Below are 23,244 nucleotides of genomic sequence, written 5' to 3'. Positions count from 1 at the left end.
AGGAGCGTCAGGCCGTCAGTAGGCCTGGTAAAGACGCTTGCGCAAGACGTGGCCGGCGATGTTGAACGCCAGGGTCATCAAAAACAACACGAGGCCGGCCGCGAAAATCGTCCGGTAGCCGATGCTTCCATGGGGCAGATCGCCGAGGCTCACCTGGACGATATAGGCCGTGAGCGTGGCGGCCGGCTCCAGCGGATTCCAGGTCAACGTGGGTTGCATGCCGGCGGCGATCGCCACCACCATCGTTTCGCCGATCGCACGGGAAACGGCCAGGACATAGGCGGCCGCCATCCCAGACAGCGCGCACGGGACGACCACGCGCACGGCGGTTTGCATGCGGGTCGCCCCCAGCGCATACGACCCCTCCCGAAGAGAAAGCGGCACGGCGCGCATGGCGTCCTCACTCACCGAACTGACATAGGGAATGATCATGACGCCGATGACCAGCCCTGCGCTCAACATGTTGAACCCGGGAAGTTCCGGCCATACGCGCTGCAACAGAGGGGTCACGAACAACAGCGCGAAGTACCCGTAGACCACCGTCGGAACGGCGCTCAACAATTCCATTACCGGTTTGACGATTTCCCGCAGCAGGGGAGAGGCGTACTCGCTCAGATAGACGGCGACGATGGTCCCCGCCGGAACGGCGACCGCCAGCGCAACCGCGGTGGTCACGACGGTTCCGCACACGAGCGGCGCGATGCCGTAGCGGGGCTCGGAAAAGAGGGGGGTCCACTGGGTGTCGGTGAAAAACTCCAACGGCGCAACCTGCCGAAAGAACGCCGCCGATTCATACAAGAGGACTCCCACGATGCCCAAGGTGATCGCGACCGAGGCAAGCGCCGCCGCCAGAAGCATTGCCTCGATGGCCCGCTCCCCTGGTCGTCGGAGGATACCGGCCGAACGGACAGGTTGGAAACGTGGTTCCGGGCCTTCGGTCTTCATCGATCAGGCGGATGCGCGTGCCGGCCGGTTCAAAGTTTCGCGTCGCGCCGGAGCAGCTCCCGGATGGCGACTCCCACCGTCCGGCCTCCCTGGAAGGCAGTCCCGAGTTTGCCGTTGTGAAAATGGTCGAGCGCCAGGCGGTAGTCCTGCGGAGACAACGGCACATAATTCGTCTGGGGGACCAGCGTCGAGGCTTTCGTCAGATAAAACTCGACGAACTGTTTCACGCCGGGCCGGCGGGCCGAGTCGGCGTTGACGTAGATGAAGATCGGGCGGGACAACGGCTGATACGTCCCGTTCTCTACGGTTTCCCGGGAAGGCATGACCGGACCGTTGCCTGCATCCACCGCGACGGCTCTCAGTTTGTCCCTGCTGAATTCGAAATACGCCAGAGGAATATACCCGAGGGCCTGTCTGTCCCTGGCAACGCCCTGCGCGAGGGTGTTGTCGTCCTCGCTGCTCGTATAATCGCCCCGGCTGGCTTTGGCTGTGCCGACGACGGCCTCGGTGAAATAGTCGAACGTGCCCGAATCGGCGCCGGCCCCGAACAACTTGAGCGGCGCATCCGGCCACGATGGGCGAATCTGCCGCCATCGCGTCACCCGCCCTTGAGCCGACGGTTCCCACATTCGTTTGAGTTCCTCCACCGTAACGGCGTCGGCCCAGGTGTTCTGACGGCTGACGACGATGGTGATCGCGTCGAAAGCGACGGGCAATTCAGAGTAGCGGATGTTGTTCTTTCGGCACGCCGCCATTTCATCCGCCAGGATCGGCCGCGACGCATCCTGGATATCGGTTTCGCCGCGACAGAACTTTTTGAATCCGCCGCCCGTTCCCGAAATGCCGACCGTCACTCTCACGGTTCCGCGGTTGGTCTTTTGAAATTCTTCGGCCACCGCCTCGGTCACAGGAAAAACCGTGCTGGACCCGTCGATCCTCACCAGGTCGGCTTGTTCGGCGCCCGCCGCGCGCATCCACCACAGCAGGCCCCCAACCAGGGCGAGACCAATCATCCTTCCCGCGGTTACGCTCATACCCGCACCATACCCCTTGACGGCGGAACAATAGGCCGGCGATGTTTCTCGACGATTACCGTCATGTTAAGGCCGCGTTAAATCCGCGAAGCCAGGCTGTTGCCGCACTCAAAGGGCGTGAGGCGCCGGCGGAGCTGCCTGAGTCGTGGGTGTGTCCCCGAAGGGGCTCTCCTCCAGGACGATGACGATGCGGGCGCTCTCCGTGTGCGTGTCCTTGCGAAGGCCGAATCCCCGGATCAGCACCGAGCGGACCGGCTCACCGGCGGTTTGCCGCTCGCTCACCTGGACCCAGACCGGCGCCGGCCGGCATCGCGAGAAGGACTCCAATATCGAATGGCAGACGCGCTGGACGGCCGCAGGCATGATATCGGAAGGGCCGGCGTCCTTCGCGGTCAGCAAGGCCGTCAGTTCCTCGGCGCGGCGGTTCTTGTGGAGGAGTTTCAACGAAGACGAGAAGACAACGATGCCGGGGCCCTGCCGATGTCCTCCGGCCGGTCCGGCCTGGCCGGAGCCATCCTGCGCGTGGTTCATCGAACGTTCGTCCGTCTGTGTCGGCCAATCGGTCGGTGAAGAACTCACGAAGGTCATGCGGCGCCGGACGACGCATGCGGCCGGCGCGGCACGGGACTCAGTTCGTAATCGAACCCCCGTCGCGTCACCCGAATGGCCCCGCGGCGGCTCAGGCTGTCCACAGCACGAAACACCTGGCTCCAACTGAGTTCCGGAAGCCGGGCGACGATCTGATCCAGCCGGAGCGTCCGCTCGCGTTCCACGATCGTGATCACCAACGTTTCGGTCGTCGCGGTCTGAAGATCCATGTCACACCTCCGGCGTTCGATTCAAAACAGCGACTCGTGCGACCGTGTCGAGGCGTCGCCCTGCGTGGGCGAGTATCGGACCGCCACCACCCGCATCGCCCCCAATGTCAGCAGAATGGCGCCCAGCACCGCGAGGCGCGCCCACGGTCCGTCTTTGAACCATTGCGAGAGCACTTCGGTCAGCATCATGACCAGAACCGTGTCCACGATAAACGTCACTTTGACCCGCCCTTCCGAGAAATAGGCGAAGGTGGTCTTGAACACTTCCACAAGCGCCAGGAGAACCAAGGTATCGATGATGACCTGGCGCAGCGCGACTTCCACGGCGGCGTGGAACAGCAAACGGAGGTCGAGGAATGTCTTGACCACTCCGCCGGCGAGCCCGGCCAAGATGGTCAGGATCAACAGGCTGAGAACCAGCCGGATGCCTTTTCTCCAGAGGACCGTGAGATCGGTTTCTGCCACGCGTTCGGCCGCACGGAAGAACCGAGCGACGGGAATCCAGTGCAATCCCGGAAACACCGTGTCCGGTTTCGCCATGAATTCTCCCGTCGCCGAACGGTCGACGCTAGAATTCATCGATCGACACCGGGTGCAGGAGATCTCTCACCGATAAGACGCCCACGATTCTCTCGCCTCGCCGGACCGCCAGATGACGGGTCCGATGCTGTTCCATCAGATCCGCCGCTTCCGTCACCGGACGGCGCTCGTCGATGCCGATCACCGGCGCGCTCATGATCTCTTCCACCGGGATGAAGTACGGTCCGCGGTCGGCCCCGACGACCTTTCGGACGATGTCCGGTTCGGTCACGATCCCGACGATCTCGCCGTCCCGCTCGACGAACACGCTGCCGATCTGCCTGTCCTTCATCAACTTCGCGACCTCGACCACCGACGTGCCGGCTTCGATCGTCACCAGATCCCGTGTCATCAATTGGCTGACGGTTACCATGATCTCCATAGCCTCCTTTGTTGTGGCGAATGCCGGTCTTTCGACTCAGACGGCGCACGCCAAATGGGTATGCATCGCCCCGCGACGGTCCGGCTTGACCCGCATCATCGGACTCAAGCCGCCGTCCGGCGCCTTGACCCGCAGCAGAGGATAGAGCAGTTTTTCGCGCATCCCCATCAAGGTCCTGATCGCGTGGATCAGCAGAGCCAGAAGAAAACCTGCGATACCGAGAAGGAGCAACGAATCCCCCAAGCCTTCCATAATGATTCACCCCCTTCAGAGACTCCGACCTCCGGCCTCGCGCCTATGTCTTTCTACACGGCAGACGATACCGGCGCTTCGTTCCAGCTTTGTCACCGAACTGTTAAATCCGGGTAAACAATCACGCTCAGGCGAGAGGGGGAGGTAGAACAACGGTCACACTGGTTTCGGCAGGATCAGACAAGCGAACCGTTTGAGAGCACAAGAGAAAGGGCGACCCGAAGCCGTGCGCGGGAAGCGTCGGGGAGGCAACGCTACTCGCGGACGACGAAGCGGACGCTGCGGTTTTTTTGCCAACACTCGGCGCTGTGCTGGGTGCAAAGGGGTCGGTCCTTGCCGTAGCTCGTCGTATCGATGACGAGCGGCACCAGTCCAAGACTCTCGAGATAGTGTTTCACCCCCCGCGCCCGGCGTTCGCCCAGCACCAGATTGTATTCGGATGTCCCGATTTCATCCGCCCGGCCCTCCAACAGCACCTTCTTCACGCCGTCTTCCTTGAGACGCCTGGCGTTGGCTTCGACCATCGCAATGGCGTCAAGCCGCAGACTGGACTGATCGAAATCGAACGGGATGTCGAGCAGATACCGCACAGTCGGCCGCTCGGCCGGCAGGTCGGGCGGCGGAGGCGCGACTCGGGATGAGACGATCGGAGATTCGGCGGGCGGGATTTCCTTCAACGGCGCCGCCGCGACCCGCTCCTCGGCCGCAGGCGTCCGCATCGTCGGCTCTTGGGATTGATCGACCTTGACGGACGACGAGCGGCTTGCGCACCCGCTTCCCCACGACAGCATCCCGAGACACAGCAGCCAGATGAACACGTTGTTGGTCGGCCGAACTTCCGACATCGATCACTCCTCCTTGAACGACACTCGCTCGCTGAATTTCAGCGGACCGCCCGATACACCTGTCGCACATCGGCAAGCGGCGACCACTGGAGCACGCCGAGCGCATCCTCGACGTACGCCGTCGTCCTCATACCGTTGAGCACACAGGTGACGCCTGGCGTGCTGGCCACGATCCATAGCGCCTTGCGCGACAGGGATTCTTTCCGCCGCTCCTCCGGCAACAGCGGATCGATCGCGCGGGCGATCGCGGCGGTGGTGGCGCGGCTCCGCTCGGTCGCTTCGCGCCGCATCTCCTTGAGCAGCGCCAGCAGTTCCGGCACGTACCGGTCCCGCCAGACTTCCCAGCGTTCCGCCTGCGTTCCGGTCAGCAGAGTGCCCAGCGCCCGCAACACTTGGTCGACATGCGGCGCGATCATCTGGGCCTCGATCTGTTCCCAATGTTCCAGCCCCTGCACCCGCGGCCGGATCTGGGCCAGTTGGTCGGCCCAGGCGAAATAGTCCGCCGGCGCCGTTCCTTGACCACCGTGGGGCACGTGGGGGGCGATGTCGCGCCGATATTCCTGTTCCAGATCGGCCACCCGCTTCCGCTGTTCATCGAAGGATACCTCCTGCGCCTCGAGGGGCAGGTCGGCCAGTCGCACGATGCCGCCGCCTTTGGCCGGGATTGCGTTGAGCGGGCGATTGACCATGACGGCGATCCCTTCCTCTCGCGCCAACTCGAGCAAGGTGAGCCGGTTCTCCGGGCCCGTATTCGGCGTGAGGAGCGCACCGGCCTCGTAAAGATTCATGGGACATTGCACCACCCGGAAGTGGTGCTGCGAGCGGCCCCCCGCCGCCGCGGACTTGGCCGCCCCAATCATGCGCGCCAGCGACGTCGCCTCCGGATCATCGGGCTTGGCCGTGCAGGTGTTGGACGAGACGCCGTACCAGCGCAGGCGTCCGGCCGCCACCTGGGTCTCGAAATATCGAAAGGCCGCTTCAAGCCGCCGATAGAACCGGTCACGCAACGATTCCAGATCCGCTTCGCCTCGCCGTGTCGCGTCGGAGAAAAAATATTCCGGGTTATGCAACAGACAGACATCCATCGTGTCCAGTCCGAGCCGGTCCAGTGAAAGGGCCAGTTGGTCGTCCAGAAAGTCGGGATGCAGACAATGCCAGATCCCCTCTCCGTATTTCACCATTTCGGGATACGGCTTGCCGGCTTTCTCGCGGGCCTCCGCCTGTTTCAGATTCTGCCCCTGCACGTACCCGATCTTGGAGACGACGACGACTTCTTCCCGCGCGAGTTCGCCGCGTTTGATCAGATCGGCCAACACCGACCCGGCGAGCCGCTCGCTGTCGCCGTCCATATAATTGGTGGACGTATCGATCAGGTTGCAGCCCTCGCGCAGGGCCTGTGCGAGCGCGGCGCGATGAGCCGATTCCTGCGTGTCGACCCGGTACGTGCCGAAGCCGAGCCGGCTGACGGTCAACCCGGTGGACCCCAACGATGTATAGCCGTGGGTCAGATCGCGGAAGACCGCCGCGCGATTGATCGCGCGAACCGCGTAGGCGGCGGTACCTCCCGGGGTCGCGGAACCGGCGAGGCGGGCGCCGGTCAAGGTCTTGGAGACGGGTCGTTCCTGAGCGGATGGCGACGCTTCGTTCTTCAAAGCGACGGCCACGCCGGCGGCGTCGGTGATCGGCTGCCGGCAGGCGAAATTCCGGCAGATGTAGAGCGCCGGCTGTCCCCGCACGAGCCCCTTCCCGCGCAACAGCGGATGGTCGGTTGTCTCCTTTGTCGGGTCCCAATGGGCGATGATCCGGTTGGGCAGATACGGGCGATTCATCTCGGCCTTGAGTCGCTCATAGGCTGCCTCACCCGGCGTGCCGACCAGGGCCAGCTCGACCGGGCCCTGCAACAGAAAATCCACCACCGCCAGACTCTTAGCAAAGGCGCGCGGATAGCGGACGATCTGGCGGCCGTAGGCGCGTATCGCGTTCGCGGCGGCTTGCCGAAAATCCTCCCGTCCGAAATGGCGTGACAGCCGGGCCAAAGCGGACGCGGCGACGGCGTTGCCGCTGGGCGTGGCGCCGTCGGGACCTTCGCGGGTGCGGAGAACCAATTGTTCATGGTCCTTGGCCGTGGTGAAGAACCCGCCGTGCTCGTCGTCGGCGAACTCGGCGACGATGGCTTCCGCCAGACCAACGGCTTCTCCGAGATACCGTTCCTCGCCGCCCGCTTCATACAAGTCGATGAGCCCGTCGGCCAGCCAGGCATAGTCTTCGAGAAACGCGGTCACACGCGCCTTGCCCGCGCGAAAGGTCCGAAACAGCCCGCCGTCCGGTCGGCGGAGCGCCGATAAGAGAAAATCCGCCGCTCGCCGGGCGGCTTGCAGATAGCGGGCTTCGTCGAACACCCGGCCGCCTTCGGCCATCGCCCCGATCATCATGCCGTTCCAGGCAGTGATGATCTTGTCGTCGAGCCCGGGCGGGACCCGTTTCCGCCTCGCGTCATACACGATCGGCCGGAGGCGGGCGACGGCGGCTTCAAGTTCTTCGACCGACAGGCCCAGTTCACGCGCCGTTTCGTCGACGGGACGGAGGCGATTCGGGATACTCACGGCTTTATGGGGCGTCGAGGCCAAGGGCTCGACCCAATTACCGGCGGCGGTAATATCGTAATACGCGCAGAAGAGGCGCGCATCTTCCTCGGAGAGGAGGGCGGCGCGGATCTCTTCCGGCGTCCAGACGAAAAATTTCCCTTCAACCCCTTCCGAATCCGCGTCGGTGGCGGAATAAAACCCGCCTTCCGGGGATGTCATCTCCCGCAGAATATAGTCGAGGACCTCCGTGGCGATCCGCCGGTAGCCCGAGTCCCCGGTGGTCTGGTACGCCTCGATGTAGGCGCGGGCCAGGAGGGCGTTGTCGTAGAGCATCTTCTCGAAATGCGGAACCAGCCAGCGCTCGTCCGTGGAGTAGCGGGCGAACCCGCCGCCGATCTGATCGTACATCCCGCCGGCCGCCATGGCGTCCAGGGTCTTGCGCACCATGTGGAGCGTGCGGGCGTCGCCGGTGCGATGGTGACTCCGCAACAAGAGCGACAAGCCCGTGGCAGGCGGAAACTTCGGGGCTCCGCCGAAGCCGCCGTGGCGCGGATCGAAGTCCTCGGCGAACTGGGCGACCGCCGCGTCCAGTTCGGCTTCGCCGACCGACATGGGATTGACGGACTGGGTTTCCTCCTTCAGGCGGGCTATCACATTCGCAGCTTGACGGCGGAGCCCTTCGGGATCTTTCCGCCAGAATTCGGCCACCTTCTTAAGCACCGTCAAAAAGCCGGGCCGGCCCCAGCGGTCCGTCGGCGGGAAGTAGGTCCCGGCGAAAATCGGCTCCTGCTCCGGCGTCAGAAAAACGGTCATGGGCCAGCCGCCTTGTCCTTGATTCATCGCCAGCGTGGCTTGCATGTAAATGTCGTCCAGGTCCGGTCGTTCTTCCCGATCCACCTTGACGCAGATAAAGTGTTCGTTCATGAACCGGGCGATCTCCTCGTTTTCGAACGATTCCCGTTCCATGACGTGACACCAGTGGCAGGCGGAATAGCCGATGGAGAGCAGAATAGGACGGTTCAACTCGCGCGCGAGGCGGAGCGCTTCTTCGCCCCAGGGATACCAGTCTACGGGATTATAGGCGTGTTGGAGGAGGTAGGGGCTGGTTTCGCGGAGCAATCGATTGGGCCGACGCCCTGTGTGTTCGGACGACATGGTGTTCACCGTAACACCCTCCTCTACGTGGGTCAACGGCCGATTGAACCGTACCCGAGTCCGCTGCCGGTTGCCGATTCATGCGCTGCGGAAGAGAGCCGGTGCCAAGTGAGGATGCGGGCCATCGATAAAAAACATTGGCCCGCATCCCCAGGTGTCGGGATGCGGGCCAACAAAGAACGCAAGTATAGAGAGAGTGAAGCTGCGCAGTGCTTTTCCGCTTATTTGCCGCCCTTCTTCTTCTCTTCCTTCTTCTTCTCCTCACCGTACACGAGCTGGACGAGCTTACCGCCCTTCTTCTCTTTCTCCTCCTTCTTCTCGCCGGCGAAGGACGGAGCGGTGAAGGCCATGAGGATGGCGACTGCCAAGAACGCCGTCATGATCCGCTTCATGATGAGTTCACCTCCTTTCGGCACGCGAATGTATTCTAGGGATTCGCCGAGACAGATGGGGCGCTACGGTAATCTAAAACTCCCGCAAAAGTCAACTGCCTTCCTACTGGACGAGGCTTAGGGTGTAGCAAGGGAACAGTGTCACCTAGGAAAGGGCCTAGGCTCCGGTTTTCCACAAAGCCGTCGACCATTCCTATTGGGCCTGAGCCGCCAAGATGTGATAATCTTTCGATAACACGCGAGGATGACGCGCCGCCGTGAATGATGCAGGCCCCTATTCCAACTACCGGTTGACCGTCCGCCTGGAGCTGGGCAACCGGCCCGGCATGTTCGCCCAAGTCGCCACCACCCTGGCCGAGGAGGGCGCCAACTTGGGCGCCGTCGACATCGTGTCGGCCAGCGCCGAGAAAATGGTGCGCGACGTGACCTTCGACGTCCGGAATGAGGCGCACGGCGAGCGCGTGCTGAAACGGCTGGGAACGCTGCCCGGCGTCCGCGTCCTGTCGGCTTCGGATCGCATTTTCCTGCTGCATCTGGGTGGCAAACTCCGGGTTCAAAGCAAGCTCCCGCTCACCACCCGCAACATCCTCTCCACCGTGTACACGCCGGGGGTCGGCCGGGTGGCGGAGGCCATCGCGAAGGACCGGACCAAGGCCTATGCTTTCACGATCAAGAACAACAGCGTCGCCGTCGTGACCGACGGCTCGGCGATCCTGGGTTTGGGCAATCTCGGTCCGGAAGCGGCTCTGCCGGTGATGGAAGGCAAAGCCATGCTGTTCCGGGAATTCGCGGGCATCGACGCCTGGCCGATCTGTGTGAGCACCCAGGACGCCGAAGAGATCGTGCGCATCGTTCAAGGGATCGCGCCCGGCTTCGGCGCCGTCAACTTGGAGGACATCAGCGCTCCCCGCTGTTTCGAGATTGAGCGGCGGCTCAAGGCGACGTTGGACATTCCGGTCATGCACGACGATCAACACGGCACCGCCGTCGTCATCCTGGCCGCTTTGACCAACGCCCTCAAGGTGGTCAAGAAACGGATGGAAGAGATTCGCGTCGTGGTGAACGGGCTGGGCGCGGCGGGAACCGCCTGCTGCCGTATGCTGCTGGCGGCCGGCGTCTCGCATCTGGTTGGATGCGAGCCCGAGGGGATCGTGTTGACCGGCGAAGCGGACCAACTGCGTGCGTCCAGAAACGATCTGAGCGCGTGGATCCACAGAGATCGACCTCAAGGCACGCTGCACGACGCCCTGAAGGGCGCCGACGTGTTCATCGGTCTGTCAGTCGGCAACATCCTGAAGCCCGAGGATCTGGATCTCATGGCGCCTGATCGGATCGTGTTTGCGATGGCTAATCCCGATCCGGAAATCGCTCCGCAACTGGCCGTGCCCCGTTGCCGCATCTTCGCGACCGGCCGCTCCGATCACCCCAACCAGATCAACAACGCGCTGGCGTTCCCCGGCATCTTCCGGGGAGCGCTGGACGTCCAGGCGCGGGACATCAACGAGGCGATGAAGCTGGCGGCCGCGCAGGCCATCGCCAAGGTCGTGCCGGAAGCGGCGCTCAGCGAGGATTACATCATCCCCAGCGTGTTCGATAAAGAGGTGGTCCCGAAGGTGGCCAAAGCGGTAGCGGCGGCGGCACGGGATACGGGGGTGGCGCGCCGCCGCTCCCGACAGAGCGACGAGGCGCCGGGGGATTAAGGATCACTCCGTCCCGCCCAGGCTCAATTCATAGAGCAAGACCTTCCAGCCGTCTTCTTCGCTCAAGAACTGCCCGACGATCGGCAGCATGCCGGTTCCCGGCACTTTCCCCGATTGGCCCAAGCTTCCGTTTTTCAGCACCCACATCAGCTCGCCGGGCGTCCGGAGCTTTTTGAATGTAGGGTTGGTAAAGTTGCGCGGCTGAATCGGGAGCACTTTGGCGGCGCCTCCGTCGCCCCTGCCTTCCGGACCGTGGCACTGGAAACAGGTGCCGCGGCCTAGAAAGATGGCTTTGCCTTCGGCGAGCACCTCCGGCGTCGGCGCGAAGGGCGGCTTTGTCGCCTTCGCTGCAGCCAGTTGGTCCGCCGGAACGCGCGGAATTCTGATATCGAATTCTCCTCCGGGCTGGCCGTAGCCGGACGGATCGGCTGCATAGCTCGATGCGGCCCATGTGGTAATCGTTATCCCGATCGCGAACGCACGCATCATACCGATCATGACGCCTCCATGACGAAAATTTTGAGGTGAAGCTCTCGCTCAACCTGACAGCGGCGGGGCGGGAGTGTAGCACCGGACTCGGCGCTCCGGCAATACCGGGCATGCCAGACGGCGTTCCCTGCGCGGCGGTGCGGCCTATCCCATTGTTGTGCTAGAATGGCGGCCGTCCGACCGTCCAGATGTCGGGCAAGCGTTCCCGACGAGGAATCGTGCCGTTCTCCGCCGCCAAACTCGCCAAGTATCAGACCGGGATGCGCCGCCGCATCGAGTCGCTCCGTCTCAAAACCGAAGACAGCCTGGATTTCGCGATCGACCACATGATGCAGGAACGCGTCGACAGCTACTTCCGGATCGAACAGGGCCTGGAGGAAATCGACCGGACCTTGAAGCTGATCGAGGAAGAACTGCCGCATATCTGCGACCTGTCCGGAGCCCTCCGTCTGGAGGCGCGCCTCGAGTTCATCGAGGACCGCTGGGAAGAATTGGACAGTGAAGCGCGCGAGCGACCCCGGCGGCGCCGGCGGCGGATCAATCTGGCGGATTTCCTGAAAGCCGCCGGCGGGGGCGGAGACCTGTCCGGCGTGCGAAGCGAAATCAACAACGCCACCGAAGCCTTCGACGCCTTGGGGCTGGAATACGGCAGTTCGCTGGCCGCGGTGACCGCCGCGTTTCGCGAGCGCGCCAAGAAACTTCATCCCGACGCGCGCAAGGGCGACCGCAGCTCAGAACCTGAATTGCGTCGGATTATCGAAGCCTATCAGTTCCTCAAGGAACACTTGAGCTTGAGCGCCGCCGAGCCGCCTCGCGCGCAAGACGCCCGGTACAATCCGACGGAATGACCTCGTTGACGGACTCTCACCGATCCCAATACATCACCGATGCCGCCGGTCTGGAACGACTCTGCGGCCGTCTCCGGCAAAGCGGTCGTCTGGCGCTCGATACGGAGTTCGTGGGGGAAGACACGTTCGTCCCTCGTCTTGAGCTGATTCAGGTTGCCACCGACGAGGTCGCCGCCGCCATCGACTTTCCTGCGCTTCACTCCCAGGGCAAGCTGGACTGTCTGTGGGAAGTGATCTGCGATCCCCGAATCGAAAAAATCCTGCACGCCGGACGGCAGGACCTGGAACTGTTCACGACATATGCGGGCCGGGTCCCGACCCCGTTCTTCGACACACAGATCGCCGCTGCGATGGTCGGTTACGGCGCTCAGGTAGCGTATGCTCATCTCGTGCAGCGGCTTCACGGGGCCAAGTTGGCGAAGTCGCACACATTCACTAACTGGAGCCAACGCCCGCTGACGAAGGAGCAACTGGCGTATGCGTTGGAAGACGTGCAGTTCCTTCTTCCGATCTATGATCATCTCCGGTCGCGCTTGCAGAAACTCGGCCGACACGACTGGGTGCACGAGGAATTCTCCCGACTGCGGGAAGCCATCGGGCGACGGGCCGAGGAGCCGCAGGACCGGTACCAGCGCATTCGCGGATGGGACAACTTAAAGCCGCGAGCCGCCGCCGTGCTCCGCGAGTTATCAGCCTGGCGCGAAGCCGAAGCGCGGAGACGCAACATCCCGCGCGGTCGCGTGGCGCGCGATGAAGTGCTGCTCCAGCTCGCCCGCCAGACGCCTAAGACCTTGGACGAATTGCGTTCTGTCCGAGGGCTCCACCCGTCTGAGATCGAACGCAACGGAGAGGCTCTGTTGGCTGTTGTTCGCCATGCCCTGGCGCTACCGCCGTCCGCATGGCCGGCTATTCCGCGCGAGCGCAAACCTGAACCGGAATCAGCCGGCCTCGTGGAGCTCCTGCAGGCTGTGCTCAGAGCCCGGGCGGTCGAAGAAGACATGGCCCCGACGCTGCTGGCCACATCCGCCGATCTTCAGGCGCTGGCCGAAGCCGCACGCCGTCGAGCGTATCCCGACCTTCCCATTCTGCGCGGGTGGCGTCGTCAGTTAGCCGGGGAGACGTTGCTCGGCGTGCTCGCCGGAACCATTGCGGTCTCCGTCGATCCTGCTACCGGTACCCTCCGACTCATCCCGCGCGACCGCTCCTGACCGTTCCGTTCAAAAGAGAACACCCGCCCGTCTGCGCTGCCCTTCAACCCTGCTCACGCAGGCGACCGTCCGGTTCATCGTCCATCGGCGATGGCCAAATGCCTGCTGACAGGCTCGTTTTCTGCGCATTTCCCGCGGCGACCCTGGTACGCTTCTAGCACCCGCAGCGTGGGACAAGCGACGGCACGAATCGCATACTCGCGGCGAAGTGGGGGATCAGTGGGCGCGTCGGTGTGGAAGCTGACCTGTTCCTTTATCATGCCGGGTGGATTTCTCCTGCTCCTCGCCCTGGGCTTTCTACGCCCCAGAGGACTGCCCGGTTGGCTTCAGCCGCTCGTCGGAGTCTTTCCGCTGATGACGCTGGCGTTCGGGCTTCTGTTCGGCTGGCTGTTCGATCGCAGCCGGATCGTGCTCGCCATTCTCATGCTGGCCTTGGCGGACAGGTCGTTGTGGCTCTTCGCCAGCGGCGATGCGGCGACGACGGATGTCGGCCGCATCGTCTTTCAGGCCGTCGCGTTCCTGCTCCCGCTGAATCTGCTTGCGCTGTCCCTGATTACCGAGGACGGCTTGTTGACTCCGCGAACGGGGATCCGCGCCGCGCTGATTCTGCTTCAGCCGCTGGTGGTGGCCGGGTTTTGTCGTGCGGAGCCGTCGGAATTCGCGGCGGCGTTGGAGTTCGCTTACGTCGATCCCGCTCTCACCGTCTGGACACCGATCGCGCAGCCGGCGCTGTTGGCGTCGGGGACGGCCCTGGCGTTACAGGCGTCCCGGTTCGTCGTCCGCAGAAACGCCATCGAAAACGGATTCGTCTGGGCGGTGCTGACCGTCTTCGTTGCGTTGCAGGGGACCAGGTACGGCTGGAAGCCGACCAATTTTTTCGCGACCGCCGGCCTGATTCTCGTCATGACGCTGCTCGAAGCCTCTTACAAGGCCGCCTACGTCGACGAGGCGACCGGCATGCCGGGGCGGCAGGCGTTCGACACGGCGCTGAAGGGATTGGGGCGTCGCTATTCGGTGGCGGTCATCGAAATCGATCAGATCAAGTCGTACAACAACGCGCACGGGCAGATCGTAGGCGGTCAGATCCTCCGTCTGGTCGCTGCGGCCATCTCCGGTCTATCCGTCGGGGGGAGGGTCTATCACCACGCAGGCGACAACTTCGCCGCGCTGTTCCCGGGCAAATCCTCCGGCGACACGCTGGCGGACCTTGAGAGGATCAGAAAAGCCGTAGAGTCTTTGGATCTCGTCCTGCGCGGGCGGGATCAGGTTCGTAAGCGGCGGGACCGACGAAACGGCGCGGATTCCACGCTCGAAGAATTGCCGGTCACGATCAGCATCGGCGTCGCAGAACGAAACGACACCGCTATCCAACCGGATGCGGTGATCAAGACGGCGTACCGCGCGTTGTATCAGGCGAAGCTCGAGGGAGGCAATCTGGTCAAGCGAGGAACACTTTCACAAGAAGCGTTGCCCAAGCCGCTTCGCAACGCTCGCCGCGCGGTCGCGGCCGGCGTGGAAGGCGAACGTTGGAACGGCTGACCCCTTGCGCGCGCGTCCTGCTCACAACAATGTTTTCACCGTCTCCGCCGGCCGCGCCAAAATGACCTTGTCGCCCTTCCGGACCAGCGGTCGTTGAATCAGATCCGGATGCTTGATCATGAGGTCGATCAACTCGTCCTCCGGCAGGTCCTTGTTCGACAACCCCAGCTTCTTATAGATCTCCTCCTTCGTTCGCAGCGCCTCTTTGGCCGAAAGCCCGGCCTTTTTCAACAGATCCTTGAGCTGCGACTTGGTAAACGGCTTGTCGTAGTAGTTCACCGCCGCGAACGGTTTTCCGCTGTCTTTGAGCAACTGCACCGCCTGACGGCAAGTCGTGCATGTCGGCTTCTGGTAGATGGTGATGTCGGCCATTGCATTGCTCCTCTCCTTCGTTGGGTCCCGCACCCACCTTGACGCGATTTTTTCGCCTATGTTAAGTAGCGCGTCGGGCTACGGAGCGAGGGCTCGGCACGGTAGTCCACCGCTCGCTTCGCGCGGCAATGCCGGTGTGGAGTGAAAACCTGATATGCCCAGCGTCGGAACCACTGATGCCAGCGGCCAGTTCGCCTGCGCCACGTCGAGACAGCGGACCCTCCGGGACTTGAAGACCAAACGCAAGGGGCAGCCGGTGTTCGTGCTCGGCCATGTGCCGGAACGAAAAGGGCAGGAGGCGACGTTCGAGCTGTTCAACATCCGCCTGGCGGTCGTGAAATTTTCGGACGGCGCGACGCTTGGCTATGATCCCGCGGAACTGTTGCTGCCGACCGAGATCGACGAAAAAGGCGTCCCCTATTTCGAGATCCGCACCTGCTCGGCTTGTGAGCAATATTTCCCGCTTACCGCAGAGGAATATCACTCCGGGCAAGAACCGACCGTTTGTCCGGACTGCGCGGCTTGAGCGCAGTCCGGAAATTATGAATGAGGAATGGTGAATTTCCAACGGTTCCCTGCGCCTCAATTCACCATTCCTCATTCCTCATTCAACATTCAGCATTCAATCCACTAGCGGCGCCACTTCGATGGCTTTCTTGATCAGGCAGTCCCCGGCGAAACCTTGCAGACCCATGGGCAGCATGCCGGCGTCGATCACTCTGAGCGACGACACCTTGAACCCTTCCGCCACCTTCACGCCTTCCAGTTTCAACGCGTGGCAGATTTCCAGCTTCTTCCAAGCCGGATTGTTCTGAACCGATTCGACGGGCAGCAGCTTGCCCTCGAACACGACCCCGTCCACCGAGATCTTCGCCGAGGCCTGCGTCTTGTCCTTCAGCACTTCCGCCACCACGGCGAAGGCGATGGTTTCCCCCTGAGCCGACGCGATTCCTGTAACGTACAACAATAGAAACAGGCTCGACACGGACAGCCGAGTGATGGGTTTCACTGTTCACCTCTCCGTGTAGGCAAGGTCATTTCCCGACGCGGGCACGCGGAGCACATTTTTGTGCACCCACGCCGACCTGCCGTCGGGAAACCGAACCTGGAAAAACTGTTCGACGCGGCCGTTGGGAGCCGGACGCGTCTCGACGTTTGTCACGATCACTTCGGTGGCGGACCGTCTTGCGGCCGGACCTACGTCCGAGTAAACGGACACCGGCTCGGCGAATCGGTCGGCCTCCGTCTCGGTCGGCGGAAACTCAATCAACGTCACGCGCTGTCCCGGACGAATGGAAAGCATCTCCTGAGGGGGAAAAGCAAGCTTCGTCGACAGTCCGGTCGGCCCACCGTGGCTGAGCGCGCTCGAGCCGACCACTTTCGTCGGATCCGGCGCCTCCGATAACGGCGCGCTCGACGAAACCGGCCGCTCATACTGGCGCCAGAGCGTCAGCACGCCCGCGAGCAGCGCCAGCACTCCGACCGCGATCATGGTCCGCAGAAAACCGGACATGCAGCGTGTTCTCTCCGCATCAGCAACGGCTGGATTCAGTATGCCAAGCGGAGGCGGGCAATTCAAGGCATGGAGTTTCCTTGACGCAGGAAATTCGCACCCCTAGAATCCGATGCGCGGGTTGCGGATCGCGACAGCTCGGCGAAGCTTGATTCGCCTCTCACGCCGTCGACCGTTTCGCAACAAGGAGGACCCGATGCCGCACGATTTCATGCCGGGCCTGGCCGGTGTTCCCGCAGCCAAGTCTTCGATCAGCGATGTAGATGGACAACGGGGTGTCCTGGAGTATCGCGGAATCCGGGTCGAAGAGCTGTGCGCCAAGTCTTCGTTCCTGGAAACCGCCTATTTGCTGCTCTTCGGCTACCTGCCGGCGCAGGCGCAAATGCGGCGGTGGAGCGAAGATATCACACTTCATCGTCGGATCAAGTTCCGGATCGTGGACTTGATGAAATGCCTGCCGGAACACGGCCACCCGATGGACGTGCTGCAGGCGGCCGTGTCGGCGCTGGGCATGTTCTATCCCGGCCGGAACGTCAAGGATATCGACAACAATTACTGGTCGGCGGTGCGGCTGATCGCGAAGCTGCCCACGATCGTCGCCGCCTGGGCGCGTTTGCGCCGAGGGGACGATTATATTCCGCCGCGCGACGACCTCGGCTTCGCCGAGAATTTTCTCTATATGTTGACCGAAAAGATCCCAAGCCCGCTCTGGACCGAGATCCTGGACGACTGTCTGATCCTGCACGCCGAGCACACGATGAATGCCTCCACGTTTACCGGGATGGTCACCGCTTCCACCTTGGCCGATCCCTATACCGTCGTCGCGTCCTCGGTCGGTGCGCTGAAAGGCCCCTTGCACGGCGGCGCAAACGAAGAGGTCGTCCAGATGTTGCGGGAGATCGGCGATCCCTCCAGGGTCCGATCTTATCTCGACGCCAAACTGGCGAAGAAGGAAAAAGTGATGGGCTTCGGCCACCGGGTATACAAGGTCAAGGACCCCAGAGCGACCATTCTGCAGGGCTTATGCGAACGCCTGTTCAAGGAGTGCGGCATGTCGCCGCTCTACGCGGTCGCGGTGGAAATGGAGCGGGTGGCGGAGGAGGTCTTCAAAGGGAAAGGCGTGTATCCCAACGTGGACTTCTACTCCGGCATCATCTACGACAAGATGGGGATCGAGGTGGACCTCTTCACGCCGGTCTTCGCCATCGCACGGGTGGCGGGCTGGCTGGCCCATTGGTTGGAGCAACTCCGAGAGAACAAGCTGTTTCGCCCGGACCAGATCTATTCGGGGGAACACAATCGCCCCTACATCCCCATCGAACAACGATAGGCGAGACACCGACACCGCGGTTTCACTCTCAGGCCGCCTGTGCGAGGTCGCGGGTGCGCGCACGTACCGCGCGTTCCCGTTCGGAACGAGAGCCGACGTTCCGCTCGCGGGCGGGGACGCTCGATTCCTTGACTTCGGATGTTTCCGCCAGAAGCGGCGTTCCTCGCGCGAGAGCGAGAATCTCATCCTGCAGCCGATCGCGCAAGGCGAGGATCGCGGCCAAACGCCGCGGGCGGTCCAGCGACCACCAGCGCAGCGGTTTGGCGAATGTGACGGTCGGCGGCGGAACATTCCCGACCGGCGCCCGGCCGAAATCGTAACCCGTCGCCTTGGCCCGACGGGCCAGGAACTCCGCATATTTGTCCGCGTATAAGCCGTTGTTCGTCATGACAGCTCGTTTTTCATTCAAATAAAAGGACAAAGCGCCAAATTGCGATCGCCAGGATCAGAATCAAGCCTCCGATCGCGCCGATCGTCAAGAGTTCAGCCATCTGGCCAACCTCCTGTGAGAAAAGAGGCCGGACTTCGCCGGCCGTCAGTCCCTTCAGCTCGACGTCCGGGTTTCCTGCGCCGCGCCCGCGCGGCGACTATGAACGCCGGCGCAAAAGGGTCCGAAGCCGATTCCGTCAGAGCGGGCGAATCGACTCGGACCGCACATGCCCGCAATCGCTCGGCGAATCGTTCAGGCCGATTTTCGGAACAGACGTCGACCTGCCGCCGTTCCGGTATCCGCGTACTCGTCATCGACATACGTGGCCCAGACGGCAGCGGCCCACGTCAGCAACATCAACCCGATCAACGCGGCAACTGCATACATAGTTCTCTACCTCCTTTCCCCATAATTGCCGGATAATTGCCGGCCCGGACGCGGACGGTCCGCGTCCGGTTGCCCGATATGCCTGTCCGCTCAGCTCAGCTTAACCGGAACATGCTGCTTAATGAAATTCACGATGGGCTCGATGTCCGACTGCGCATAGTAATTTTTCACGACGCCCTGTTCCAACTGTTCCAACACACCGATCGCCTCGCGAACGAACTGTTCGGCCAACTGCATATTCTTGGCTTCATAGGCGGCAGCGGCCCGATTCAAGAGTTTGAGCACGGAAGCTTGCGGCGTCCGTGGATCGTTCATAAACACCGACCGGTATTCTTGCTTATAAAGTTCCTGTTCAATGTCCTTTAACCAGGTTGTGGAATACGAGTCGGTCGCCGAGATCCATGGCGCGGCATCGACCGTCGACGACATCAGCGCCACCCCGCCAATGAGCAGGGACAGCACGCACACAGCAGCCGCGACTTTCTTCTTCATATGTCCCTCCTTTTGGTTTAGGGGTTAACGGTTGATGATTGACCGGCGTTCCGCGGCGGGCGCGGCGACAACAGGGAAGACGCCCGCTATGGATTCAGCTCAACGAGTAATTCCGCCTGGAGGAAAGTCAACCCGCGAGGTGCGGCGACGCAGCCCGTCGTGCGGTCCTCTTGACGGGCGTCGAAGAAAGGTTACTTGACAGCACGTCACGACATGCCGGATGCCGGCGGGCAATGCGGTAGACCCTCCGCCGGTAGGCTCCATGCTGATTCCACCATGAAAACACCGCATCGTCACGGATCCGCGGCACAGAAAGGAGGGAGTAGGAGTATGAGCACCGTTGCACGTTGGGATCCTTTTCGCGAGCTCGAGGAGTTGTCCGAACGGCTCAATCGTGTCTTCGGCCGACCGCCGGTTCGCCGCGACAACAGCAAGGAAGCGTTGACCGTCGCCGACTGGATCCCGGCCGTGGACATCAGCGAGTCTGAGGGCGAGTATCTCATCAAAGCTGAATTACCCGGCGTGAAAAAGGAAGACATTAAGGTCACGCTGCAGGAAGGCGTCTTGACGATCCAAGGCGAACGCAAGCAAGAAAAAGAGGAGAAGGGCAGAAAGTATCATCGCATCGAGCGGTCCTACGGGACGTTTATGCGCAGTTTCACCCTCCCTGACTCTGCGGATGACAGCAAGGTGTCCGCGGAATTCAAGGACGGGCTCCTGTATCTGCACGTGCCGAAATCGGAAAAGGCGAAGCCGAAGGCCATTGAAGTGAAGGTCGCCTGAGCGAGGGGCGTTCCGGAGCGCCCCTCGCGTTCGGAAACACGCACGGAGGGAGGTGAGCACGATGACGGATATGAGTTCCGTAATCGATGCCTCGTTGGCCTTAATGGGAGCGGCCGCCGTCTTGGCGACGGGTATCTGGACTTTATCGTCGTCCCAATCCACCACCGTGTCCACCACGGAGGTTCAGCGCGAGGCGGGGGCGCCTGCTCAAGCGCTCCGCAAGGCGGCGTAAGCGACCACGGCCGATTGCGAGGGCCGGCCGGGTTTCGGAACCCGGCCGGCCCCCGTGGCTCAACCCGGCGGCGACCGGCATCCTCTTGACGGCCGTCGATTCTGTGTTATCTCTCGTTTCGAGTTGACAGGCTGTGCCGGATGAGTTCGGTGAAAGGCCCGCATTCGGGATGGCGCGTTCGTCAGCTTCCTTCCGTGGGCTCTCGCCGGGCTTATCCGTCGCGGTTTTCAATCCAAACACGTTGACCGCAACATCGAGAAAGGAGGGATCGGTATGACTTGGGCTACTCAGATTCCTACCCTTTTTCGTGACACGTCGTTCGACACCCAGATCGACCGGCTCTTTGACGAGGCGGTCCGCGCCGTGAGCGGCTGGGAGTCGGCGTGGGAGCCGGACTGTAACGTGTACGAAGATGCGAATAATTTCTACATTCAGGTCGCTCTGCCCGGGATGGAGCCGAGCCAGATCGATGTGCAGGTGGAGGATCAGTTGCTGTGCATCAAAGGAGAACGAAAGAGCGAGCCGTCGGGAGACGTGACCTGGTACGCGCATGAATTTCCGTGCGGACCCTTCGCTTGCTCGTTCCGACTGCCTTCCTATGTGGACCACGGTAAGTCCACCGCCTCGTACAAGCATGGCGTGCTCACCATTATGTTCCCGAAGTACGAGGAAGCGAAGCCCCGCTGCATCATGATCGAGGGGACATGAGGGCCGTCAGTTCGGTTTTCGAGCGCCGGCGCCCAGGTGAAAGCCCGTTGAAACCGGCGCCGGCGCCTCCTCGCAATTCACAGGAGGGGACCGTGAAAAAGCTGGTCATCGGGCTAGTCGTGATCGGATTGCTGGCGGCGCCGGCGGGACGGGTTGCGGTCTCACCGCTGCAGGCGGCCCAGGACGCCTATAACCTGAGCGGCGACTGGATCCGGCACGTAGAAGAGGCGCTCACCCGGTCGGTGATTAACGGCGGAACGTCGCACGGACGACAAGAGTATATTCATCGTTACATTCACGACATCGGTTATTTTTTGCATGAAGCCGGTAAGGCGGCTCAGCGCGAAGATCGGCTTGCCGCGGAGCACAACGCCAAGCAGGCTTTGGATCTGCTCCACAGATCGGTCAGGAAGGGCTATTTCCGCCCGGAAGACGCCGAACGGATTGTGACTCTGATCAAACACCATCTGCCCGATGTCGCGATCTAAACCGTGAATGCCGGCGCGGGTTCTGACACGGAAAGGAGGCGGGAGCGATGACCTTGCGATGGTTTCGTCAATGGAAGGACAGAATATTCAAGTGGTTCGAGCACATGTCGTGGCCGCACTTTCGGTGGTCGCGATGAGGAGGCGCGTCCGCCGTTGCGGAGGATGTCGATGATGTATCGGCGGTGGTTCCGTTCAATATCACTATCAATATGGATAGCCGCGACCATGTCGGCCTTTCTGCTGACACTCGGAGTCGCTCAGGTGACGGCTGTAGAACAAAGTCGGACGAAGTCTGTGCTGCCGAGGTCGTTTCAGGGCGCCCGCTTGGGGATGGCCATGGCCGAACTGGCCAGGACCGATCCTCAGATTGCGAAGACCGCTCTGCCGTCCAACGGCCGGCAAACCGAAACGGTCACGGTGGCGTCGCGGGATCCGTACATTCATCGGGTGATGTATCGGTTTTATCGCGGCGCCCTGTACGAGCAGGCGATTTCTTATCGGCCCGATCGGGTGCCTCGCGGCTACGACGGTCTGCTGGATCGTTTGAAGCAGGTCTACGGACGTCCCGTGGCCGAAAACATGGAGGACTACGATCTGAGCCGGGACATCTTCTCAACGAGAAAAACCGTGTGGAGGGACGACACGACGCGGATCACGTTGGCCGAAATTCGGAAGCTGATGGACGGCCGCGAGCAATTCGAGCTTGTGCTGACCATGACCGATTTGTCGCTCGAACAGGCTCGCGACCGAGCCGTTCAGGAACAGCTCCGGCGGAAAGAGTTGAACGTTCCGATTCCACTACCGGATCGGCAGGGAGCATCGGCGCACACCGCTCGACCCTCCGAGGCCGACCGGCTCGGCGCCCACAGTTAACGACGCGACGCGATGGGGTTCGGCCTGGCGTCCCGGAACGTGGACCTGGCGACACAACACACAACAGAAGGGAGGATGGGCATGCAACTCATGTCAAAGCTGAAAGAACTCATTCCGTGGCGGCGAAAGTCCGTCGAGCCCCATGAGGTGATGACGCTGCGGGATGATATCAACCGGCTGTTCGATCGATTGTTCCTGGCGCCGTTCGATCAGGAGTGGTCGCCGACCAGGAGTTGGTATACCGACCTCGATATGGAGGAAACGGAAGACGAGGTCATCGTCCGCGCCGAGGTGCCGGGCATCGAGCCGCGTGACTTGGATGTGACGGTTCGTGACGGCGCGTTGCACATCCGCTACGAGCGACGGGAAGAACAGTCCAACGGCGGCTGGACGCAGCGACGATACGGTGCGTTGACCAGAACGGTCGCGCTGCCGAGCGGCCTCGATACGGCGGCCGCGAAGGCGACCTGTCGCCACGGAGTTCTGACCGTGCGCCTTCCGCGGACGGAGGAGGCGAGACACAGAATTCGGAAGATCCCGGTCCAGAGCTGAAGAAGGAACCGCTCACTCTGGAGTCTTCTCTTACGTCTGTCATGAAAGGAGGTGATGCGCCGATGACCTATCTGCCCTGGCTATTGAGCTTTGTGGCAGTCTGGCTGATCGCGGCCCCCTTTCTTCTCGGCTATGCGGACACGACGGTCGCGATGCAGAACGACATCGCCGTCGGCGCCGTCATGCTGATCGCGGGCTTTATCGGGGTCTATCAGGCCCTCAGGGACCGCGGATGGGGAACGCAGGCTCAGCCGGAACGCCGAAGCTGACTTTGTAAGAGGAGGGCGGGGGGGGGGGGCACAAACCCGCCCCC

General features: G+C 62.3%; 30 protein-coding genes. 13 read left to right on the top strand and 17 right to left on the bottom strand.

What is annotated here, in order from left to right; genetic code table 11:
* Nucleotides 1-15: 15 nt before the first annotated feature.
* The 10 genes from pstC to AB1555_13665 form a co-directional block, all read right to left on the bottom strand.
* The gene (gene pstC / locus AB1555_13710) at nt 16-945 is read right to left on the bottom strand and encodes a phosphate ABC transporter permease subunit PstC (GenBank protein MEW6247748.1); all 930 of its coding nucleotides are present in this window, start codon (nt 943-945) and stop codon (nt 16-18) included.
* Nucleotides 946-974: 29 nt separating this feature from the next.
* The gene (locus AB1555_13705; GenBank protein MEW6247747.1) at nt 975-1,919 is read right to left on the bottom strand and encodes a PstS family phosphate ABC transporter substrate-binding protein; all 945 of its coding nucleotides are present in this window, start codon (nt 1,917-1,919) and stop codon (nt 975-977) included.
* 168 nt (nt 1,920-2,087) lie between these two features.
* The gene (locus tag AB1555_13700; GenBank protein MEW6247746.1) at nt 2,088-2,510 is read right to left on the bottom strand and encodes a hypothetical protein; all 423 of its coding nucleotides are present in this window, start codon (nt 2,508-2,510) and stop codon (nt 2,088-2,090) included.
* 53 nt (nt 2,511-2,563) lie between these two features.
* A complete protein-coding gene (locus AB1555_13695) occupies nt 2,564-2,797 on the bottom strand; it encodes a hypothetical protein (protein MEW6247745.1) in 234 nt (77 codons plus the stop codon).
* A 21-nt stretch (nt 2,798-2,818) separates the two neighbouring features.
* On the bottom strand, nt 2,819-3,337 hold the full coding sequence (locus tag AB1555_13690) for a phosphate-starvation-inducible PsiE family protein (protein MEW6247744.1): 519 nt from the start codon (nt 3,335-3,337) through the stop codon (nt 2,819-2,821).
* A gap of 28 nt (nt 3,338-3,365) precedes the next feature.
* On the bottom strand, nt 3,366-3,758 hold the full coding sequence (locus tag AB1555_13685; protein MEW6247743.1) for a CBS domain-containing protein: 393 nt from the start codon (nt 3,756-3,758) through the stop codon (nt 3,366-3,368).
* Between the two features lie 36 nt (nt 3,759-3,794).
* Nucleotides 3,795-4,010 (bottom strand): hypothetical protein, encoded by a 216-nt coding sequence (locus tag AB1555_13680; GenBank protein MEW6247742.1) that lies wholly within the window; start codon nt 4,008-4,010, stop codon nt 3,795-3,797.
* Between the two features lie 254 nt (nt 4,011-4,264).
* Nucleotides 4,265-4,855 carry an OmpA family protein gene (locus tag AB1555_13675; protein ID MEW6247741.1) on the bottom strand — a complete coding sequence of 197 codons (591 nt, stop codon included), beginning with the start codon at nt 4,853-4,855 and terminating at the stop codon, nt 4,265-4,267.
* A 38-nt stretch (nt 4,856-4,893) separates the two neighbouring features.
* Nucleotides 4,894-8,595, bottom strand: coding sequence for an aldo/keto reductase (locus AB1555_13670; protein ID MEW6247740.1), 3,702 nt, complete (start codon nt 8,593-8,595; stop codon nt 4,894-4,896).
* A gap of 221 nt (nt 8,596-8,816) precedes the next feature.
* Nucleotides 8,817-8,987, bottom strand: a complete 171-nt coding sequence (locus tag AB1555_13665; GenBank protein ID MEW6247739.1) for a hypothetical protein — start codon at nt 8,985-8,987, stop codon at nt 8,817-8,819.
* Between the two features lie 257 nt (nt 8,988-9,244).
* Between AB1555_13665 and AB1555_13660 the strand changes: the two genes are divergently transcribed.
* Nucleotides 9,245-10,687, top strand: a complete 1,443-nt coding sequence (locus AB1555_13660) for an NAD-dependent malic enzyme (protein MEW6247738.1) — start codon at nt 9,245-9,247, stop codon at nt 10,685-10,687.
* Nucleotides 10,688-10,690: 3 nt separating this feature from the next.
* Here AB1555_13660 and AB1555_13655 read toward each other — a convergent pair whose 3' ends face one another.
* Nucleotides 10,691-11,185: a c-type cytochrome gene (locus tag AB1555_13655; protein MEW6247737.1), complete on the bottom strand. Its 495-nt coding sequence runs from the start codon at nt 11,183-11,185 to the stop codon at nt 10,691-10,693.
* A 209-nt stretch (nt 11,186-11,394) separates the two neighbouring features.
* Here AB1555_13655 and AB1555_13650 point away from each other — a divergent pair, with 209 nt between their 5' ends.
* From AB1555_13650 to AB1555_13640, 3 genes are all read left to right on the top strand, one after another.
* Nucleotides 11,395-12,024, top strand: a complete 630-nt coding sequence (locus AB1555_13650) for a DnaJ domain-containing protein (GenBank protein MEW6247736.1) — start codon at nt 11,395-11,397, stop codon at nt 12,022-12,024.
* A gap of 5 nt (nt 12,025-12,029) precedes the next feature.
* Entirely contained in the window at nt 12,030-13,232 is a 1,203-nt protein-coding gene (gene rnd / locus AB1555_13645; GenBank protein ID MEW6247735.1) for a ribonuclease D, read from the top strand.
* 231 nt (nt 13,233-13,463) lie between these two features.
* Nucleotides 13,464-14,771, top strand: coding sequence for a GGDEF domain-containing protein (locus tag AB1555_13640; GenBank protein ID MEW6247734.1), 1,308 nt, complete (start codon nt 13,464-13,466; stop codon nt 14,769-14,771).
* A gap of 21 nt (nt 14,772-14,792) precedes the next feature.
* Here the strand turns inward: AB1555_13640 and arsC are convergent, their stop codons facing one another.
* Nucleotides 14,793-15,143, bottom strand: a complete 351-nt coding sequence (arsC, locus tag AB1555_13635) for an arsenate reductase (glutaredoxin) (GenBank protein ID MEW6247733.1) — start codon at nt 15,141-15,143, stop codon at nt 14,793-14,795.
* Between the two features lie 154 nt (nt 15,144-15,297).
* On the opposite strand from arsC, the gene AB1555_13630 reads away from it, so the two are divergent.
* Nucleotides 15,298-15,669, top strand: coding sequence for a hypothetical protein (locus AB1555_13630; GenBank protein MEW6247732.1), 372 nt, complete (start codon nt 15,298-15,300; stop codon nt 15,667-15,669).
* Nucleotides 15,670-15,765: 96 nt separating this feature from the next.
* Here AB1555_13630 and AB1555_13625 read toward each other — a convergent pair whose 3' ends face one another.
* Nucleotides 15,766-16,152: a hypothetical protein gene (locus AB1555_13625; protein MEW6247731.1), complete on the bottom strand. Its 387-nt coding sequence runs from the start codon at nt 16,150-16,152 to the stop codon at nt 15,766-15,768.
* A gap of 3 nt (nt 16,153-16,155) precedes the next feature.
* Nucleotides 16,156-16,656, bottom strand: a complete 501-nt coding sequence (locus tag AB1555_13620; protein ID MEW6247730.1) for a hypothetical protein — start codon at nt 16,654-16,656, stop codon at nt 16,156-16,158.
* 196 nt (nt 16,657-16,852) lie between these two features.
* Between AB1555_13620 and AB1555_13615 the strand changes: the two genes are divergently transcribed.
* Nucleotides 16,853-17,986, top strand: a complete 1,134-nt coding sequence (locus AB1555_13615; GenBank protein MEW6247729.1) for a citrate synthase — start codon at nt 16,853-16,855, stop codon at nt 17,984-17,986.
* 28 nt (nt 17,987-18,014) lie between these two features.
* Here the strand turns inward: AB1555_13615 and AB1555_13610 are convergent, their stop codons facing one another.
* The 3 genes from AB1555_13610 to AB1555_13600 all read right to left on the bottom strand — a co-directional run bounded on the left by AB1555_13610 (nt 18,015) and on the right by AB1555_13600 (nt 19,295).
* Nucleotides 18,015-18,374, bottom strand: a complete 360-nt coding sequence (locus AB1555_13610; protein ID MEW6247728.1) for a hypothetical protein — start codon at nt 18,372-18,374, stop codon at nt 18,015-18,017.
* A gap of 294 nt (nt 18,375-18,668) precedes the next feature.
* Nucleotides 18,669-18,803, bottom strand: coding sequence for a hypothetical protein (locus AB1555_13605; protein ID MEW6247727.1), 135 nt, complete (start codon nt 18,801-18,803; stop codon nt 18,669-18,671).
* 90 nt (nt 18,804-18,893) lie between these two features.
* Nucleotides 18,894-19,295 (bottom strand): hypothetical protein, encoded by a 402-nt coding sequence (locus tag AB1555_13600; GenBank protein MEW6247726.1) that lies wholly within the window; start codon nt 19,293-19,295, stop codon nt 18,894-18,896.
* Between the two features lie 330 nt (nt 19,296-19,625).
* On the opposite strand from AB1555_13600, the gene AB1555_13595 reads away from it, so the two are divergent.
* The 7 genes from AB1555_13595 to AB1555_13565 all read left to right on the top strand — a co-directional run bounded on the left by AB1555_13595 (nt 19,626) and on the right by AB1555_13565 (nt 23,200).
* Nucleotides 19,626-20,078, top strand: a complete 453-nt coding sequence (locus tag AB1555_13595) for an Hsp20/alpha crystallin family protein (GenBank protein MEW6247725.1) — start codon at nt 19,626-19,628, stop codon at nt 20,076-20,078.
* Between the two features lie 61 nt (nt 20,079-20,139).
* Nucleotides 20,140-20,310: a hypothetical protein gene (locus AB1555_13590; GenBank protein MEW6247724.1), complete on the top strand. Its 171-nt coding sequence runs from the start codon at nt 20,140-20,142 to the stop codon at nt 20,308-20,310.
* Between the two features lie 273 nt (nt 20,311-20,583).
* Nucleotides 20,584-21,018 carry an Hsp20/alpha crystallin family protein gene (locus tag AB1555_13585; protein ID MEW6247723.1) on the top strand — a complete coding sequence of 145 codons (435 nt, stop codon included), beginning with the start codon at nt 20,584-20,586 and terminating at the stop codon, nt 21,016-21,018.
* 92 nt (nt 21,019-21,110) lie between these two features.
* Nucleotides 21,111-21,506 carry a hypothetical protein gene (locus AB1555_13580; GenBank protein MEW6247722.1) on the top strand — a complete coding sequence of 132 codons (396 nt, stop codon included), beginning with the start codon at nt 21,111-21,113 and terminating at the stop codon, nt 21,504-21,506.
* Nucleotides 21,507-21,731: 225 nt separating this feature from the next.
* Nucleotides 21,732-22,379, top strand: a complete 648-nt coding sequence (locus tag AB1555_13575; GenBank protein ID MEW6247721.1) for a hypothetical protein — start codon at nt 21,732-21,734, stop codon at nt 22,377-22,379.
* 81 nt (nt 22,380-22,460) lie between these two features.
* Entirely contained in the window at nt 22,461-22,931 is a 471-nt protein-coding gene (locus AB1555_13570; protein ID MEW6247720.1) for an Hsp20/alpha crystallin family protein, read from the top strand.
* Between the two features lie 62 nt (nt 22,932-22,993).
* Nucleotides 22,994-23,200: an SPW repeat protein gene (locus AB1555_13565; protein ID MEW6247719.1), complete on the top strand. Its 207-nt coding sequence runs from the start codon at nt 22,994-22,996 to the stop codon at nt 23,198-23,200.
* Nucleotides 23,201-23,244 lie beyond the last annotated feature (44 nt).

The sequence above is a fragment of the Nitrospirota bacterium genome, assembly GCA_040755395.1.
Classification (GTDB): Bacteria; Nitrospirota; Nitrospiria; order Nitrospirales; family Nitrospiraceae; genus DATLZU01.
This window is presented reverse-complemented; position numbering and strand designations above follow the sequence as displayed.